This window comes from Paenibacillus sp. J22TS3 (assembly GCF_018403205.1).
Lineage (GTDB): Bacteria > Bacillota > Bacilli > Paenibacillales > Paenibacillaceae > Fontibacillus > Fontibacillus tuaregi.
The window spans coordinates 277,738-294,598 of sequence record NZ_BOSF01000001.1 but is presented as its reverse complement, the minus strand read 5'-3'; the positions used below and the strand labels follow the sequence as shown (position 1 = coordinate 294,598).

At 49.6% G+C, this 16,861-nt stretch carries 13 protein-coding genes; 9 read left to right on the top strand and 4 right to left on the bottom strand.

Features of this window, described 5'->3' with window-relative positions:
- Positions 1-98: 98 nt before the first annotated feature.
- Positions 99-1,550 (top strand): MFS transporter, encoded by a 1,452-nt coding sequence (locus KJS63_RS01335; RefSeq protein ID WP_213618294.1) that lies wholly within the window; start codon positions 99-101, stop codon positions 1,548-1,550.
- Between the two features lie 315 nt (positions 1,551-1,865).
- Here KJS63_RS01335 and KJS63_RS01330 read toward each other — a convergent pair whose 3' ends face one another.
- Together KJS63_RS01330 and KJS63_RS01325 are read right to left on the bottom strand one after the other, a co-directional pair.
- Entirely contained in the window at positions 1,866-3,386 is a 1,521-nt protein-coding gene (locus tag KJS63_RS01330) for a solute symporter family protein (RefSeq protein ID WP_213617629.1), read from the bottom strand.
- Positions 3,383-3,697: a DUF485 domain-containing protein gene (locus KJS63_RS01325; RefSeq protein WP_068617317.1), complete on the bottom strand. Its 315-nt coding sequence runs from the start codon at positions 3,695-3,697 to the stop codon at positions 3,383-3,385. The genes KJS63_RS01330 and KJS63_RS01325 overlap by 4 nt, the downstream gene beginning before the upstream one ends.
- A 199-nt stretch (positions 3,698-3,896) precedes the next feature.
- Here KJS63_RS01325 and KJS63_RS01320 point away from each other — a divergent pair, with 199 nt between their 5' ends.
- The 4 genes from KJS63_RS01320 to KJS63_RS01305 all read left to right on the top strand — a co-directional run bounded on the left by KJS63_RS01320 (position 3,897) and on the right by KJS63_RS01305 (position 7,819).
- Positions 3,897-4,574, top strand: coding sequence for a response regulator transcription factor (locus KJS63_RS01320; protein ID WP_213617628.1), 678 nt, complete (start codon positions 3,897-3,899; stop codon positions 4,572-4,574).
- Positions 4,571-5,947 (top strand): sensor histidine kinase, encoded by a 1,377-nt coding sequence (locus KJS63_RS01315; RefSeq protein ID WP_213617627.1) that lies wholly within the window; start codon positions 4,571-4,573, stop codon positions 5,945-5,947. Before KJS63_RS01320 ends, KJS63_RS01315 begins: the two co-directional genes overlap by 4 nt.
- A gap of 64 nt (positions 5,948-6,011) precedes the next feature.
- A complete protein-coding gene (locus KJS63_RS01310; RefSeq protein WP_213617626.1) occupies positions 6,012-7,127 on the top strand; it encodes an ABC transporter permease in 1,116 nt (371 codons plus the stop codon).
- Positions 7,124-7,819, top strand: a complete 696-nt coding sequence (locus KJS63_RS01305; protein ID WP_213617625.1) for an ABC transporter ATP-binding protein — start codon at positions 7,124-7,126, stop codon at positions 7,817-7,819. The genes KJS63_RS01310 and KJS63_RS01305 overlap by 4 nt, the downstream gene beginning before the upstream one ends.
- Before the next feature lie 328 nt (positions 7,820-8,147).
- Here KJS63_RS01305 and KJS63_RS01300 read toward each other — a convergent pair whose 3' ends face one another.
- Complete coding sequence (locus tag KJS63_RS01300; RefSeq protein WP_213617624.1) at positions 8,148-8,999, bottom strand: AraC family transcriptional regulator; 852 nt, start codon at positions 8,997-8,999, stop codon at positions 8,148-8,150.
- 267 nt (positions 9,000-9,266) lie between these two features.
- On the opposite strand from KJS63_RS01300, the gene KJS63_RS01295 reads away from it, so the two are divergent.
- Positions 9,267-10,166, top strand: coding sequence for a chitosanase (locus tag KJS63_RS01295; protein WP_244862462.1), 900 nt, complete (start codon positions 9,267-9,269; stop codon positions 10,164-10,166).
- Positions 10,167-10,259: 93 nt separating this feature from the next.
- Entirely contained in the window at positions 10,260-12,857 is a 2,598-nt protein-coding gene (locus tag KJS63_RS01290; RefSeq protein ID WP_213617622.1) for a metallophosphoesterase, read from the top strand.
- A gap of 172 nt (positions 12,858-13,029) precedes the next feature.
- Here KJS63_RS01290 and KJS63_RS01285 read toward each other — a convergent pair whose 3' ends face one another.
- The gene (locus KJS63_RS01285) at positions 13,030-13,458 is read right to left on the bottom strand and encodes a VOC family protein (RefSeq protein WP_213617621.1); all 429 of its coding nucleotides are present in this window, start codon (positions 13,456-13,458) and stop codon (positions 13,030-13,032) included.
- A 261-nt stretch (positions 13,459-13,719) separates the two neighbouring features.
- Between KJS63_RS01285 and dhaK the strand changes: the two genes are divergently transcribed.
- Entirely contained in the window at positions 13,720-15,486 is a 1,767-nt protein-coding gene (gene dhaK / locus KJS63_RS01280) for a dihydroxyacetone kinase subunit DhaK (protein WP_213617620.1), read from the top strand.
- 151 nt (positions 15,487-15,637) lie between these two features.
- Positions 15,638-16,513: an AraC family transcriptional regulator gene (locus KJS63_RS01275; RefSeq protein ID WP_213617619.1), complete on the top strand. Its 876-nt coding sequence runs from the start codon at positions 15,638-15,640 to the stop codon at positions 16,511-16,513.
- The last annotated feature ends 348 nt before the right edge of the window (positions 16,514-16,861 follow it).

Below are 16,861 nucleotides of genomic sequence, written 5' to 3'. Positions count from 1 at the left end.
TATTATTGTTGCGCGCGCAACTAATATGAGATATACTGTTTTTGCTTACATATTGTTGCGTGCGCAACTATTTCGAAATTGTATCCGGGGTGATAATGATGAACGATCTTCCGTTGACTTATCAGGAGAATCAAGCGGTCCAGAGCAGGAAGTGGCTGATTCTCGTTGCTGTAAATTTATTTACCTTTATGTCCACTTTGGACGCCAGTATAGTCAATATCGCATTGCCGAAGATTTCGGCTAAGCTCTCGCTTGCCATGGCTCAGACCGAGTGGGTTGCAACGAGCTATCTGATGGCGATCTGTGCGGCGGTATTATTCTTCGGTAAGCTTGGCGATTCAGCCGGCAAAATTAAAGTATTTAAAGCCGGAACGTTTGTATTCCTGCTTGGTTCAGCTCTTTGCGGCTTCAGCACAAGTCTGCCATTTCTTATTGTCTCAAGGGTGATCCAAGCGCTGGGGGCTTCAATTACGATGGCGAACAGCATGGGGATTATAACCGACATCTTTCCTGCCAAAGAACGGGGGCGTGCGCTGGGCCTAATCGGCACATTCGTGTCACTTGGCAGCATTGCGGGGCCAAGCATCGGGGGTGTGATTGTCTCCTCCCTTGGGTGGGAGTATATATTCTGGGTGAACATTCCGGTCGGCCTGATTGCGATTGCCATCGCATGGCGGGTCCTTCCTGGAGATCTAATCCGCTCACGCAAAAGTATGGATCTTCCCGGCAGTGTTCTGTTTGCGGCATTTGTGCTCCTCTTGTTCGCGGGGCTTCTGCTCGGACAGCAGGTAGGCTACCGGAACACCTGGATCATTATTAGTCTTGTCCTGTCCGCAGTTGTATTCTTTATATTCATATGGGTTGAAGCCCGCAGGAAGGAACCGCTGCTGCAGCTGTCGCTGTTCCGGAATTCCTGGTTTTCACTAAGTATTTTCTGCGGATTCCTCACTTTCGTAAGCATCTTCTGCTTTAATATTATATCGCCGTTCTATACGCAAAGCGTGCTGCACCTGACTCCTTATCATGCAGGATTTCTGCTGATGCTCTTCCCGATTACAATGGTCATTGTTGCTCCGCTAAGCGGGGCCTTGTCGGATAAAATCGGTTCGGAACTGCTCACTTTCGCAGGCCTGATGGTCATTGTCATTGCCCTATGTGGAATGGCCTCTCTTCACGAGGGAAGCTCCCTGACACTTGTCGGGACCTGGACCGCGATGCTGGGGCTGGGTAACGGGATGTTCCAGTCCCCGAACAACTCTCTGATCATGTCCAAGGTTCCTAGGACTGAGCTGGGGACCGCTGGAAGTATCAACTCCCTGGTCCGTAATATCGGGATGGTGGTGGGCATTACGGTAGCTACTACCACATTGTTTGGTGTGATGAGCAGCAAGGCGGGGCACCATGTGATCAGTCTGATCCCCGGCCGTCCTGACATTTTCCTTGCCGGGATGCACATTGTGTTCAGTCTGGCGGCGGGTATAAGCCTGCTTGCCGCGGTGTTAACCGGGTGGCGGTTATGGGTTTCGCGAAAAAAGGTGGTAGAGGCTTAAAGCAGACAGGGGAACTCCACTTACTGTGGAGATCCCTTGGCTCTTCTGGCCTTGGAAGGAGTAATAAATTCATTAGGTTAATTGAGCTGCGTTTGTAGGACGATATTAACTAATTCCTGCAAATCGTCAATTACAGCATCAGCATCAACCATAAACATCGTCCTGCATGGAATTCAACTATATTTATAGAACAAAAAATAATATAGAAAAGATCCTAACTTAAGAAAACACAGCAAACTAAGAAAAACTAAACAAAGAACTGGCAGCGGACTGGTACCCGTGCCAGTTCTTTTAGGTTTAACTTTGCAAGGGTCATCAAATGCCGGTATTGGCCTTGACCATGACTTCGGTGTACTTCTTGACATCTGTTTTAGAAGAGAGCAGTGTGCCGATGATCGCTCCAATGAAGCCAAGCGGAATTGAGATAATCCCCGGATTCGTCAGCGGGAACAGCGCTTCCCCGGTAAAGATCGCCTTGCCAGCCGGGTCCCAGACACTGGGACTGATGGCGACCAGAAGCAGGGCGCTGATAAGCCCGGTCAGCATGCCGGTGATGGCGCCGGCCGTGTTGAATCTTTTCCAGAAAATCGTGAAGACCAGCACCGGCAGATTGGCACTTGCCGCGACAGCGAAAGCAAGCGACACGAGGAAAGCTACGTTGAGTTTCATGGCGAACAAAGCCAGGATAATCGACAGCACGGATACGCCGACCGAAGCCCAGCGGGCGGCCTTAAGCTGCTGCTTCTCCGTAGCGGTTCCTCTCTTGATGATGTGGCCATAGAAATCATGGGCAAACGCCGAAGCGGCCGAGAGGACAAGGCCGGTAACTACAGCAAGAATCGTTGCAAAAGCCACTGCAGAAATGAAGGCGAAGAGGAAATCGCCCCCCAAGGCCTGAGCAAGAAGCGGTGCGGCGAGATTGCCGCCTTTGTCCTGAGCGGTTATGGCATCCGCGCCTACGAAAGCGGCAGCTCCAAATCCAAGGAACACGGTCATGATATAGAAGATACCGATGATCCATGTGGCATAGACGACAGAGCTTCGTGCGGTTGGGGCGTCTTTTACCGTGAAGAACCGGATCAGGATATGCGGCAGACCGGCTGTTCCTAGCACAAGCGCGAGATTCAATGAAAGTGTGTCCAGCGGAACCTTGTACTTGTTGCCCGGATTAAGGAATGCCTCGCCGAGCGGGGTAGCGGTCTTCAAATGGTTGAACATTTCCGTAAGTGAGAAATTAAAATTGGCAAACACGATAAGCGAAATGATGAACGTGCCTGCCATTAGCAGAACGGCTTTTGTGATCTGCACCCAACTGGTTGCGGTCATTCCGCCGAACACAACATAGATGGTCATCAGCACACCAACGATCACAATGGAGGTGACGGCATCCAGGCCGAGCAGCAGCCGGATCAGGCTGCCTGCCCCAACAAGCTGGGCAATCATGTAGAAGGTGGATATTGCTATTGTATTAAGAGCGGCAACCCCGCGAATCTTCTTATCGTCGAAACGGGCCGCAATCATGTCAGCCATCGTATATTTGCCCAAATTCCGCAGCGGCTCCGCAATTAAATACAGAACCACAAGATAGGCCACAAGAAAGCCGATGCTGTAAAAGAAGCCGTCGAAGCCGGCAAGGGCAATGGACCCGGCAATGCCAAGGAATGAGGCGGCAGACATGTAGTCCCCCGCGATGGCCAGGCCGTTCTGCCAGCCGGTTAATCCGCCCCCACCAGTGTAGAATTCACTGGTGCTCTTTGTCCTTTTGGAGGCAAAATAGGTAATGATCAGCGTAATGGCAACAATTCCAAGAAACAGCGAAAATGCCGTAGTATTCATGCTTGTTTCCTCCCAGCGGCTTCTTGCTTGATCTCTTCAATAGCCTTGTCGAATTGCACGGATTTACGGGAGTAGATCATACACAGCGCCCAGGTCATGATGAATTGGGCAAAGGCGAACATCCAGGCCCAGCTGATTGGACCGATTGCGGGTTCGTTAAGCACCTTGGAATAAGAGGTCAACACAGGAAGTAGGAAGTAGAACACCAGAAAGAACAGGGTCATCGGGAACAGAAATCTTTTCTTCTTCAACATTAATTGCTTGAAGTTCTGGCTTGCAGATATGCGGTTGTAGTCCGGCTTCGTCTCCATGTCAATCCCTCCATCAAAGAAATGTGAATATTGTGTGACAAATGTAAGCGCTTCGATTATCATATTCGCATTTATTGATTCTTAGAATAGGCCTGAGGATATATTTTGTGACGATTTGTTCGTGAGATTCGGACTAGGATTTGGAACTGTGTATAATGGGATCAGAAATGTTGAGATTGTTCAGAAAAGAGGCACAGACTTGAAAACGATACTTATCGCAGATGATGACAAACATATCCAAACGCTGCTTCAACATGTGATAACCCTGGAGGGATACCGGGTCGTCCAAGCCGGTGACGGGCTGGAAGCCAAAGCAAAGCTGGAGCAGGAAGCCGTTGACCTGGCGGTGATTGATATTATGATGCCTAACATGGACGGACTGACGCTCTGCGAACATATCCGCAGCCAGTACGATATTCCTATTATCCTGCTTACCGCCAAGGACCAGCTGCCGGATAAGGAGCAGGGCTACCGGCGGGGAACTGATGATTACGTGACCAAGCCGTTCGAGCCCAAGGAATTGATGTTCCGGATCAAAGCCTTGTTCCGAAGGTACTCCGTTGCCTCCAGTGACAAGATACGCCTCAACCGGCTTGTCATAGACCGCCAGAATTATGAGGTGTCGGATGGACGTTCAGATATTCTGCTTCCGATGAAGGAGTTTGAGCTGCTCGCACAGCTTGCCCAGTATCCTGGAAGACTGTTCTCCAGGGAGGATCTGATCCGGCTGGTCTGGGGAGAAGACTATGAAGGCGATGAGCGGACAGTGGACGTGCATATTAAGAGACTAAGGCAGCGCTTCACAGATTACCAGCAAGACTTCACGATCCAGACCGTCCGCGGCATCGGTTATAAGCTGGAGGTGGGCGCACCTTGAGATCTCTTTATTCACGGGTGTTCCTGATTACGCTGGCCACCGTCATCTTCAGCAGTCTTGCCGGGTTTCTCGTGTCTAATATTTATTACCATATGAAGCTGAAGCCGTTTAATGATGAGAAGCTGGTGAAGATCGCTGTTAATATGAAGGATTATGTTGAAGACCACCAGGCTGATGCCAAAGCTTATCTCAGGAGCACAGCGGATTTGGGTTATGAAATGCTGCTTGTAAGCAGACAAGGGCAGGAGCTTTCCTATGGAAGCCCGTTCCGGGAGAAGGACCTGGCTCCGGAATCTCTGCAAATGGTGTTGAACGGACAAATCTACCACGGGGTGGCGCATTTCCCAAACACTCCGTTTGTTACGGGGTTCTTTGATAATACCCTGAGAAACACCATCGGTGTTCCTGTGACCTTAAACGGGGAAAGATATGCTCTATTTATGAGACCCGATGTTGTGCTCCAGTTCGGGGAACTGAGAATCTTTTTTGCGCTAATTGGAGGGCTGGCTGTGGTCTTCAGTGTAGCGGCAATGCTGCTCAGCACCAGGTATCTGGTGAAGCCGATTACCCGCTTGACGGAAGCAACCAAGCGCATAGCTCAAGGTTCCTATGATATGGTTCTGCCTGTGCGAAGGCGCGATGAGATCGGACAGCTGGCCAAACATTTCTCCACGATGAGCCGGGAGCTGGAGCGGGCCGAGCAGGCGCGTCAGGAATTTGTGGCCAATGTCTCCCATGAGATTCAGTCACCGCTTACCTCCATCCAGGGATTCGCTGAGGCTCTGCTCAATCGGGACCTTCCGAGAGAGGAATATGAGCATTATGCCTCCATCATCAACGAGGAGAGCCGGCATCTGTCCATCCTGAGCAAGCAGCTCCTTTTGCTGTCCTCCTTGGACCAAGCTTCGGAGGGGCTGCATAAGAAGAAATTCAATTTGCGCAGCCAGCTTCGCCAGGTTGTTCAAGTCATGGAATGGCAGCTTGGGGAGAAGGATATTGCTCTGAAGTTTGAGGTTCCGGCTGATATAGAAGTGAATGGCGATGAGGTGTTATTATCCCAGGTATGGATGAATCTCGTATCCAATGCGGTCAAATATATCCCGGAAGGCCGGTCTATTCATCTCAAAGCTGATCTGACAGGAGACCGGTGTGTCGTCCGGGTTACGGACACGGGGGATGGAATTGCGGAAGACCAGCTCCCCTATCTCTTTGACCGATTCTATCGGGTAGACCGTGCTCGGGAGCGTGCCTCAGGAAGCTCAGGGCTCGGATTGTCCATTGTGAAGAAGATTGTCTCCTTGCATGAAGGGACAATTGAAGTAGAGAGCAGCAGTTCAGGTACTACCTTCAAGGTCTCCCTTCCGCTCTTGTAATTTGTTGTTCATACGGCGTTCATTTTCGCTTCCTATACTTGGGCTATCAAGGGAGGGAGAGAGCATGTTTCTAGCATTAAGAGAAATGAGATTTGCCAAAACACGTTATGCGCTAATTGTGATCATTATGCTGCTGGTGTCATTTCTGGTCATGTTTGTGACCGGCTTGGCCCGGGGCCTCGCTTACGCCAATGCATCGTCCATTGAGAATATGCCAGCGGATTATTTCATTGTACAAAAGGATGCCGGCCAGCGGTTCGGGCGTTCCGTAGTTACCCCAGATACACTGAGCCAGGCTGTTTCGGTTGTCGGGCAAAAGAATGCGCAGCCGCTGGGTGTACAAATGACCACGGTGACTCAAGGCGGGGAAGGGACGAAGACGGATGTGACGCTGTTCGCCGCAGACCCGGAGGGCTGGATTATGCCGGAAGTGATTGAGGGCAGCAGGAGAACCGGATCGGATGAAGTGCTGGCGGACAGCAAGCTTAAAGAATCGGGATTTCGGCTTGGCAGCCAGATCCATGATCAAATGACTGGTGCAGAGTGGACGGTAGCAGGATTTGTAAAAAACGAATCCTACAGCCATACCCCTGTTGTATATATGGATATGCAGCAGTGGGATAGCTGGAAGGCAAAGTTCGCAGCTAAGCCGGGTACAGCCAAGGAGGAGACCACCTATAATACAATAGCGGTCAAAGCAGACAACGGTCAGGCGGATAAGCTTGCGTCCAAGCTGGGGGATATGCAGATCCTGAGCAAGAAATCCGCGATTGCCGCAATTCCCGGTTATAAGGAAGAGCAGGGGAGTTTGCTGATGATGATTACATTTCTTTTCGTCATTTCCGGTTTCGTACTTGCGGTATTCTTCTATGTTATAACGATTCAGAAGACAAGCCAATTTGGCATTCTGAAAGCGATGGGCACAAGCTCAGGTTATCTGGCAAGAAGCGTTCTCGCCCAAGTTCTGATGCTCACCATAAGCAGTCTGGCTGTCAGCCTGCTGCTCGTGGCGGCCGCTAACCGTCTTCTGCCTGATTCGATGCCGTTCAAGCTGGATGCCGGCAGCATTGTCCTAACGAGCGTTTTGTTTGTAGTGATGGCGGTAGCCGGTTCGCTGATTTCTGTTGTTAAAGTTGCCAAAGTGGACGCTTTGGACGCGATAGGGAGGGTATCCGCATGACAGCCAAACTCATACTTGATCAGATTACCCATGTTTACGGGGATGGCGACTCGCAGTTAAAGGTGCTTGACCAGCTGTCACTTCAGGTGAATGCAGGGGAACTCGTTGCGGTTATCGGTCCTTCGGGATCAGGAAAAAGCACCTTCCTCTCCATTGCCGGGGCTTTGCTTACTCCAACTAGCGGCCAGGTGTTTGTAGACGGGGAGAAGCTCTCGGAGCACAGCGCCCATGAACTGGAGCAGCTGAGACTGAATCATATTGGATTCATATTTCAAAGCGCGAATCTGATTCCTTACTTGAAGGTGGAGGAGCAGCTGCTGCTGGTGGCCAAGCTCGCGGGAACGGATAAAGACAAAGCAGTCAGTCGCGCACGTGAGCTTCTCGAGAGATTGGGCCTGCAGCATCGCCGCAGGCATTATCCTCACCAGCTGTCCGGCGGAGAGCGCCAGCGGGTTGCAATTGCGAGGGCCTGGATGAATAATCCGGCCGTCTTGTATGCGGATGAACCGACAGCAAGTCTGGATGCAACCAGGGGGCATGAAGTGGTCAGCATGCTGGCAGGGGAGGTTAAGGCGGAGGGGAAGGCTGCGGTGATGGTTACCCATGATGAGCGGGTTCTCTCCTTATGTGACCGTGTGCTTAGATTGGAGAACGGAGCGTTAATTGAGGAGACCGCAGAAATTTTGGTATAGTAGCCAAAATCTCAGGTTTACTTTACAATAAAATGGATTTGGCAAGGACGCTAGAATAGCAGTTGATGCTGCGAATGTAAAGTGACCATGGGAGGTTATGTATTGTTCCTAGTTTATTTCCTGATCCTGATTGTAGCCGTCTTCATTATATGGGCGACCTTTTGGGTTACGCGGAAGGCGTACTCCAGAAAGTGGGACCAGCCCGACGACGAATAAATAACTTTCATAACCGAGAGAAAGCATGCTTGCAGCCAAGCATGCTTTCTTTGTGTATACAAATTCTCCAAGCTTATGTCCTGCTGCCCTGCTCTGGTCCTTAAATATACGCTTAGACTTTCAAGCTGAGCCCGTTCATCTTACGGAAACTAAGAGGGGAGACTCCCATAATGATCTTAAAGGTACGGCCGAAATGGGAGCAGTTGTCAAATCCGACCTGTTCCGCGATTTCGGTAATGTTGTAGGAGGAGCTCGTAAGCAGCTCACGGGCTTTCTTAATTCTCAGATTGTTGAGATATTCAATGAGCGTAAAACCGGTTGTCTCCTTGAAGGTTCGGCTTAAATAAGAGGGGCTGATCGAGAACTGCTGGGCGATCTGGCAAATCTGCAGGCGTTCCGCATAGTGATTGTCAATAAAGTTAACAATCTCGAGTACTTTCTTATGTGTCCGGTTAGTCTCGGCCGTATGCTTGCTGCTGCTGTCATGGACCTTACGGTTAAGGAACAACAGCAGCTCCAGCAGCAGGATCCGCTGGTACTGCTCGTAGCCAAAGGCCTGTTTGTCGCCTTCCTGAATCATTTTGTGAAAGAGATGCTCAACGAAGTGCTGATCTTTGCCGCTAAGCTTAAGTGCGCTGATGCCGCTTTCAAAGAACGACAGCATGCCCTCAATTTCCCGGCTGGCACAGAGGGGGTGAAGAAACTCTTTTTTGAATACCAACGTAATTCTCTCATACAAATGCCTGCTGGAATTGACAAGCCTGTGAACTTCACTTGCCCGAATGAACAGCAGCGTTCCACCAACGACTTGGTGCGTCTGATCTCCAACCATGTAGTACAGATTTCCGGAAATAAAATACAAAATTTCGTATGCGTCATGATAATGGCTGGCAGGCATGCTGGAGACTACTCTTTTCTTACGGCTGATCTCAAAAAGGTTGCTTTGATAAAACTCCGGTTTCATACAGCACCTCCTTAAAATGGATTGTAGGACGGGAACAAAATGAAAGCAATATATGTATAAAAATTTAATATTTACAAGAGGATATGTGCTGCTTCTGTAAACATTTCTGTAATAAAATTAAAGCGCATTTAAATTGAGGAAGAACAGGAGGGATGTAGAGTACGTAATATTTTTTCGGTAAGTATCAGGTTTTGTAACAAGAAATGGAGGAATTCAATTCTGTAAATTAGTTAAAACGCTTAAATTAATCTAAAGGGAGAGATGAATTTGTATAATACGCGGAGCAAGGGAATTAAGAAGCTGAAATCGTCCATGCTGATTATGCTTAGTTTTGCTATTACATTATCCTTTAGCCTGTTCTCGAACCCTTTCTCGCAGCCGGCTGCAGCTGCCGGGAATTCGGATTCCAAGTTTCCTCCAGTCGTGCTTGATATGCTAAAAAGCAAGACCGGGCTTGATAGTGAACAGTGGGACAATATCATGAAGCTGGTCAACAAGCCGGAGCAGGACAATCTGAACTGGACGAAGTACTACGGATATTGTGAGGATATTGGAGACGACCGCGGTTATACCATGACGATCTACGGAGCAACCACGGGTGGGCCTAATGATCCTGGTGGTGACGCTCCTGAACTGTTCGAGCAGTATGACGCCGAGAAGGGGGCGAGCAACCCTTCCGTAACTGGAGCGTTTAAGCGGCTCGGCATTAAAGGAACTTATAAAAATGGAGTTATTAACATTACGGATGGCAGCTTCTGTAAGAAGATCAACAAGCTTCAAAACGACGAGGATTGGAAAGTTGCGACTTGGAAGACTTTCTACAACATTTATATCAAATACAGTGTGGATCAGGCCCGTAAACGCGGATTCAACTCTGCCTTGACGATTGGTTCCTTCGTGGATGCGGCGCTGAATCATGGGGCGACTGGCGGTTCTAACACGCTTCAAGGCCTTCTGTCCAAGTCAGGAAGCAGCTCAGACGAGAAGACATTCATGACTAAGTTTTATAAGGAACGTACGAAAATCGTGGACACCAACGACTATAACCAACCACCGAACGGAAAGAACCGGGTTAAGCAGTACAGCAACCTCATGAACATGGGTGAAACGGATCTCAAGAATGCGGATTCAGCTATTGCACAGGTAACAGACTGGGAAATGCAGTAAACCTAAATTATGAACCGCCGATCTTGAAAGAGACGGCGGTTTGTTTATCCCTAGTCCGCATTGCACCTAACCAAGGGTAAAGGAGATGAATCGATGTTAAATGGATACTCTTCGACGAAAAACCGGTTCATAAGAGGTTTGAGCTTAGGACTGGTTCTTCTGCTTCTTATTATGGACATGGCTGGTGCTGCACGCGCTGAGGAGCAGAGTGAGAGCAGCGAGAGCTTTGAAGCCGCCGCAGCCCAAGAGACGTTGGCTGAATGGATCTTTAAAGACAAGGGCGAGAACGGTGTGTTTGCCGCAACCGGAGGTGTGTTTCAATCTCTGTCATCTATGCGTGATGTAGGAACGAACACAGACAAGTATACGTACGAACCGGGGGAGAACAGCGTCCGCAATCAGGGTTGGGATAACGGAAAGGGCACAAAATATTGGGAGGCATCCCTCTCTACACAAGGCTACGAGAATCTTACCTTAAGCTCCCAACAGACTTCTTCCAGCACGGGTCCTAAAGACTTTAAGGTCCAATTCAGCACGGATCAGACGAACTGGACCGATATTCCCGGCGGGACCCTTGTGCTGTCGGAGAACAATTTCAGCTGCTCCGGTAATAAATGCAAGCTTAATCAACTTCCAATCCCCGAAGGAGCAAGCGATCAGAGCCAGCTGTATATCCGCTGGGTTGTCAATTCAACAACAAGTGTAAGCGGAGGCAAGGTATCAAGTTCAGGTTCAAGCCGGATCAAGGACATTGTCATTGCTGGCACACGCAAGGGAGGCGGAGGTCCGGTAGATCCACCAACTGTGGAGATCGGCAAGGCTCCTGCCGCAGGAGCAACGAATGTGGCCCTGAATGCGGCGGTGACGGTTAAGTTCAACAAGGCAATTACGCTTGACTCCGCCTTGAACCCGTCCATCACAGACAGCAATAACAGTCCGGTCGGAAATGTCTCCGCTTCGCTCAGCAGTGACGATACAGTAAAGATTAACCACGCTAATTTTGCCTCAGGCAAAACCTATAAGGTGACTCTGCCCAAAGGAATGGTTAAAGGGGCTTACGACGGGTTGCCAACCACGGCCGACATCTCATGGAGCTTTAAAACAGGAGCTCCTGATACCGGCAACAAGACACCTACCCTGCTCAACATGACATTTAACGGAGATCCTAAGACCAGTATTGCGTTTGACTGGTATACCGCCGATACCGTTAGAGGGACGATCGTTCAGGTTGCTGAGGCTGATCAGGCAGGCGGGGGAGAATTTCCTGGGGACTCGGCTATTTCATTCGAGGGAACCTCTACCGTCATTGAAACGTTGATGACAGCCAGCGATAGAAGCGGCAAGAAATACAAGAAGTTTGCCAGTCACAAGGTTATTGCAAGCGATCTCAAACCGGGAACTAAGTATGTGTACCGGGTTGGCAACGGGGATGACGACGGCTGGAGCGAGACCGGCTCCTTCATGACAGACAAAGCCAATAATCAGGACTTTCATTTCCTCTATGTGACCGACACTCAAGGGTCCAGTAAATCCAATTTCGAGTTGTGGCAGGATACCTTCAAGCGGGCTATCGAGAAGACGGTTGATCCGAAGTTTGTACTGCTGACTGGGGATTTGACGGACGACGGGGACTTGGAGCAGCTGTGGCAGTGGTTCCTTGGTGTGCCGAAGAAGGAGTTCGCCAACGTTCCATTTGCTCCGATCATCGGGAACCATGAGGTGGAGGATAACCCGAACAACAACTTCTTCTATCACTTCAATCTGCCTAAGGATGTAGGAACAGGAGCGCATGATGGCTCCGTATATGCCTTTGAGTACGGAGATGCCTTGTTCATGCAGATGAACTCCCAGTATGAGGGGGATGTCAAACCTTATAAAGCTGACCCTGAATTCACGAAGCAGCTGGAGTGGATGAGAAACACAGTTGCGAAATCGGATAAGAAGTGGAAGTTCGTTTCGATGCATAAAGGCCCGTATTCATCAGGTGATAACGCCACTGCCGAAGATGACCGGGTGCAGTTTTACCGGAAATATCTGATCCCTGTTTTCGATGAACTGGGTGTGGATATGGTATTTGAAGGACACGATCACATGTATATGCGGTCCTACCAGATGCTGAATAACGTTCCAATTAAGAATGTCATTATTGATGAAAAAGGAAATGTCGTGAATCCAAAAGGTACTCTGTATTTGATGGGCAACTCGGGAGCCTCCAAGTTCTACGATTTGAACCCGGATGCGGATACCTTCTTCGCGGCCAAGAATGAGCAGCCGAACAAGAAGATGTTCATTGATGTCTCCCTCACGAATGAGGTTCTAAAGTTTACCTCCTATACCGCGGTTAAGGATAAACCGATCGCTGTATATGAGACGTATAGTATCAAGCGGACAGACGGTAAACCGAATAAGGTCGAGAATCCAAGCGCCGTGAAGCAGTCTGGCAATCGTGCGGCGATTTCGTGGAAAGCGCCAGCCTCAGGTTCAGAGCCGGTCAGAGGTTACCGGATCTATGAGAAGAACGATAAGGTCAGCAAGAATTGGAGCGTTTATGTTCCGGCAGTCAGTGGACAGACCAATTACAGCTACACGGTAAATAATATCGATGCGGGCAAAGCTTATAATTTTGTGATTAAGGCGGTTGGGACCAGAAACAATTCGGATGCGGCTGAAGCTGAAGTATCCGGGAACTAACCTCTAGTAAGCCAAAATACATGCTGTATGAATAAACAGACAAGGGGTCGTCCTTAACGACGGCCCCTAATTTTGTTTAGAGTTCGGTTCGTGTTCGAAAGGCTTTCGGAATGGGACGCCCGCTCCCATCGTTGTTGGTACTGGATTTCCCCGATTATTTCCAGGGGCTTGCTTAGGACCAGGTCTCACCGCTATCGAGGCTAAACTGCCACTCGATCCCGAATTTGTCGACGAGGCTGCCGTAGCATTTACTCCAGAACGTTTCTTGAAGCTCCATGCGGACATTTCCGCCTTCCTTCAATTTATTGAAATAGGATACGATCTTGTCCTTGTCTGTATCGATGACAGACAGGCTAATGTTATTACCTTCAACAAATGGCATGCCTGGAAACACATCGGAGAACATGACGTTGCTGCCGCTGATGGTGAGACGAGTGTGCATAATCATATGTTTGGCTTCTTCAGGAATCTGAAATTCGGGATTCGGAGGGCTGTCTCCAAACGCCATCATATGGGGTTGTTCTGTGCCAAATACCTCCGCATAATACTCAACGGCTTCCCGGCAATTCCCGTTAAAGTTAATGTACACTTCTACTGGCATCGATAGATCGCTCCTTTATTTAGTTGATTCACTCTCATAATAACCAGACACCGATTTATATGCAAATCTTTCCGTAAACCTGCGCTATACCACAAAGGGGCCAGGCAGCAAGACCCCCTTATTCAATGTGAAGGTGAAAAATGGTATTATAATTGATAGCGATTACATAAGTTCATTAATCTAAGGCATGCCGGTTTGTTCTGGTTGCAATGGTCAGGTTGACCATGCATTCACCGATCACTTACAAGGGGGAACTTACTAATGAAAAAGATTATAAACCAGCCTCATACTATGGTTGAGGACATGTGCAGAGGGCTTGTGCTTGCCCATCCGGAGCTTGAATACAACCCGAAGTATAATTTTATCCATAAACGCAAGTTGAATTCAGATAAGGTGACCTTGATCAGCGGGGGAGGCAGCGGACATGAGCCCGCTCATGCCGGGTTTGTCGGCCAGGGGATGCTGGATGCGGCGGTCTGCGGGGATGTATTTGCTTCCCCCTCTCAGATTCAGGTCTACCAGGCCATAAAAGCTTCTGCCAGCTCCCAGGGAACTCTGCTGATCATTAAGAATTACAGCGGAGACATCATGAACTTCAAGAATGCCGCCCACCTTGCAGAAGAAGACGGAATTCTGGTGGATTATATCAAAGTGGATGACGATATCGCTGTTGAGGACAGCCTGTACACCGTAGGACGGAGAGGCGTAGCAGGTACGGTATTTGTGCACAAGATTGCGGGGGCTGCGGCTGAGGAAGGCAAAACACTGGCTGAAGTCAAGGCGATCGCCCAGAAAGCGGCGGATTATACTAGAAGCATCGGTTTTGCGCTGACATCCTGCACGGTACCGGCCAAGGGCACACCAACCTTTACGCTTGGCGACGACGAAATGGAATATGGGGTAGGTATCCATGGGGAACCCGGTATTCGTAGAGAGCCGCTGGTATCCGCCGATGAACTGGCTGCCCGAATGGTGACGGATTTGTTCCGGGATATCCGGTCAGGAGGTCACGAGGTACAGGAAGCCGCAGTACTGGTCAATGGCTTCGGCGGAACACCGCTGCAGGAATTGTATGTGCTGGCGAATGCGGTGGTCAGGGAGGTCCAGAGCCGTGATGCCATCGTGATTAAACTTTTTGTTGGAAATTATATGACGAGCATTGATATGGCGGGAGCTTCTGTATCTCTGCTTAGATTGGATGATGAGTTAGAACGGTACTTGCAGGCGGACTGTGACACCCCCGCGCTTCGGGTTACAGGCCCGTTTCTTCCATTAGTCCCGGAGGAGTTATCCGCTGCAAATCAGTCTGCCGATTCTCCCGCTGCGTCCTATATGTGCGAGACCGATCCGTCCTATGCCCGGATCAACGGGAATGCTTTCTCCCTGCACAATATCATCTATTTGATCGATAAAATGAGTGAAATCATCATCCGAAATGAAGTGCCTTTCTGTGAATTGGATGCCCATGCGGGGGATGGGGATTTCGGAATGAGCATTGCCAAAGGCTTCAAACAGCTGAAGCGCGAATGGCCGGACATTCTGCAGCAGCATACAGGCAGCATCGGTGAATTTCTGAAGGCCTGTTCACTGATTATTATGGAGCACTGCGGCGGTGCTTCCGGCCCGATCTGGGGATCTGGGTTCCGGGCTGCAGGCAAATATGCTGCTGGCCTTACGGAGCTTACCAGCTCCGACTTTGCAGGCATGATGAAGGCTGTGGTGAAGGGAATACAGGACACTGGGGAACGCTCCTTCGGCAGAGGGGCGGTGCTTGGCGACAAGACCTTGATGGACGCCTTGATTCCTTTTGCAGAAGTGTGGGAGCAGGGTTCTCTTCAAGGGGAAGACCTGAAGCTTACGGCTATCAGGGCGGCAGAGGCTGCGGCTCAGGGGGCAGAACACACAGCCTCCATCGTTGCCCGGATGGGCAGAGCAGGGGCTGTAGGAGAGCGCAGCTTGGGTTATCCAGATGCGGGTGCTCACGCACTGGGGGTTATTTTCACAGAGCTGGCTCAGGCAATGAAATAGGGTTTGAGGATACGCGACATGGTGACGCAGCTCAAGTGGCTGCGTCATTTTACGCTTGAGGAGTTCATATACCCTACATTATGGTGCTCAGAAAGTCGGATCGGCGATGAAAGATTTTGTTATTTTATATATGCGGGAAGGAGCTGATCTTATGAATACACTGGAAAATCTGAATCAAGCCATGAATTATATTGAGGATCATCTTCTGGAGGAGATTGATCTCAAAGAGGCGGCCAAGCATGCATTCTGTTCGGAATATCACTTCACAAGAATGTTCTCTTTCCTGGCTGGAGTCACCTTAAGTGAGTACATCCGGCGCAGGCGCCTAACCCTGGCGGCATTTGAACTTGTCAACGGACAACATCGGATTCTCGACATCGCTGTGAAGTACGGATATCAGTCGGCGGATGCGTTCAGCAGAGCTTTTCAGGGTATGCACGGTTTGACTCCATCGGAAGCCCGCAACCACGGTCAACCGCTTAAGGCCTATCCGCGGATGACCTTCCAGTTAACGATAAAGGGAGGAGAACAAATGAATTACAGGATTGTGGAGAAAGAAGCATTTCGGATTGTAGGTCTCAGTAAACGGGTGCCGATTGTGTTTCAAGGCGTTAATCCGGAGATCTCGGCTATGGCGGAGAGTCTGAAGGAGGAGGATATTCAAGAGTTAAAAGCCTTGTCCAATGTGGAGCCTTACGGGTTGATCAGCGCCTCAACAAATTTCTCGGAGGGTCGAATGGACGAAAAAGGTGAATTAGACCATTACATTGGAGCCGCAACGAAGGAGCTGTGCCCGGATAAATGGTCATGTCTGGAGGTGTCCGCTTCAACATGGGCTGTTTTTGAATCTGTTGGTCCGTTCCCGGATACTCTTCAGAATATTTGGGGTCGTATTTATTCTGAATGGTTCCCGTCATCCAGTTATGAACTGGCGAAGGGGCCAGAGCTGCTCTGGAACGAGAGCAGGGATGTATCCGCTAGCAACTTCAGAAGCGAGATATGGATTCCGGTGCTGAAGAAGGATTAGTTAACAGGGCCCGGATCATCCGCAGCCAGCAGTCGGTCTGGCGGCTTAAGGAGCTCGCTGATCTTTACGAACAGGGCAGGCTGAAGATTCATATTCGACAGGTCTTCCCTCTGTAACAGGCGACAGATGCCTACCGGGCTGTTGGGCTCGGACATGGCCGGGGAAAGGTTGTTATAAATGTAGACTAGAGCGGCTAGTATCCAGTTAAATCTAGCAATTTCCTGTTATTCATAAGATAAGAGGAAGGTCCAGGGGGAAGCTCCTAGGGCCTTCTTTCTATATTACATCATATCGTAAATCTAGATTAAGAAAGTAAAGTCACACCAAAACAGACACAGCTAGCTCAAT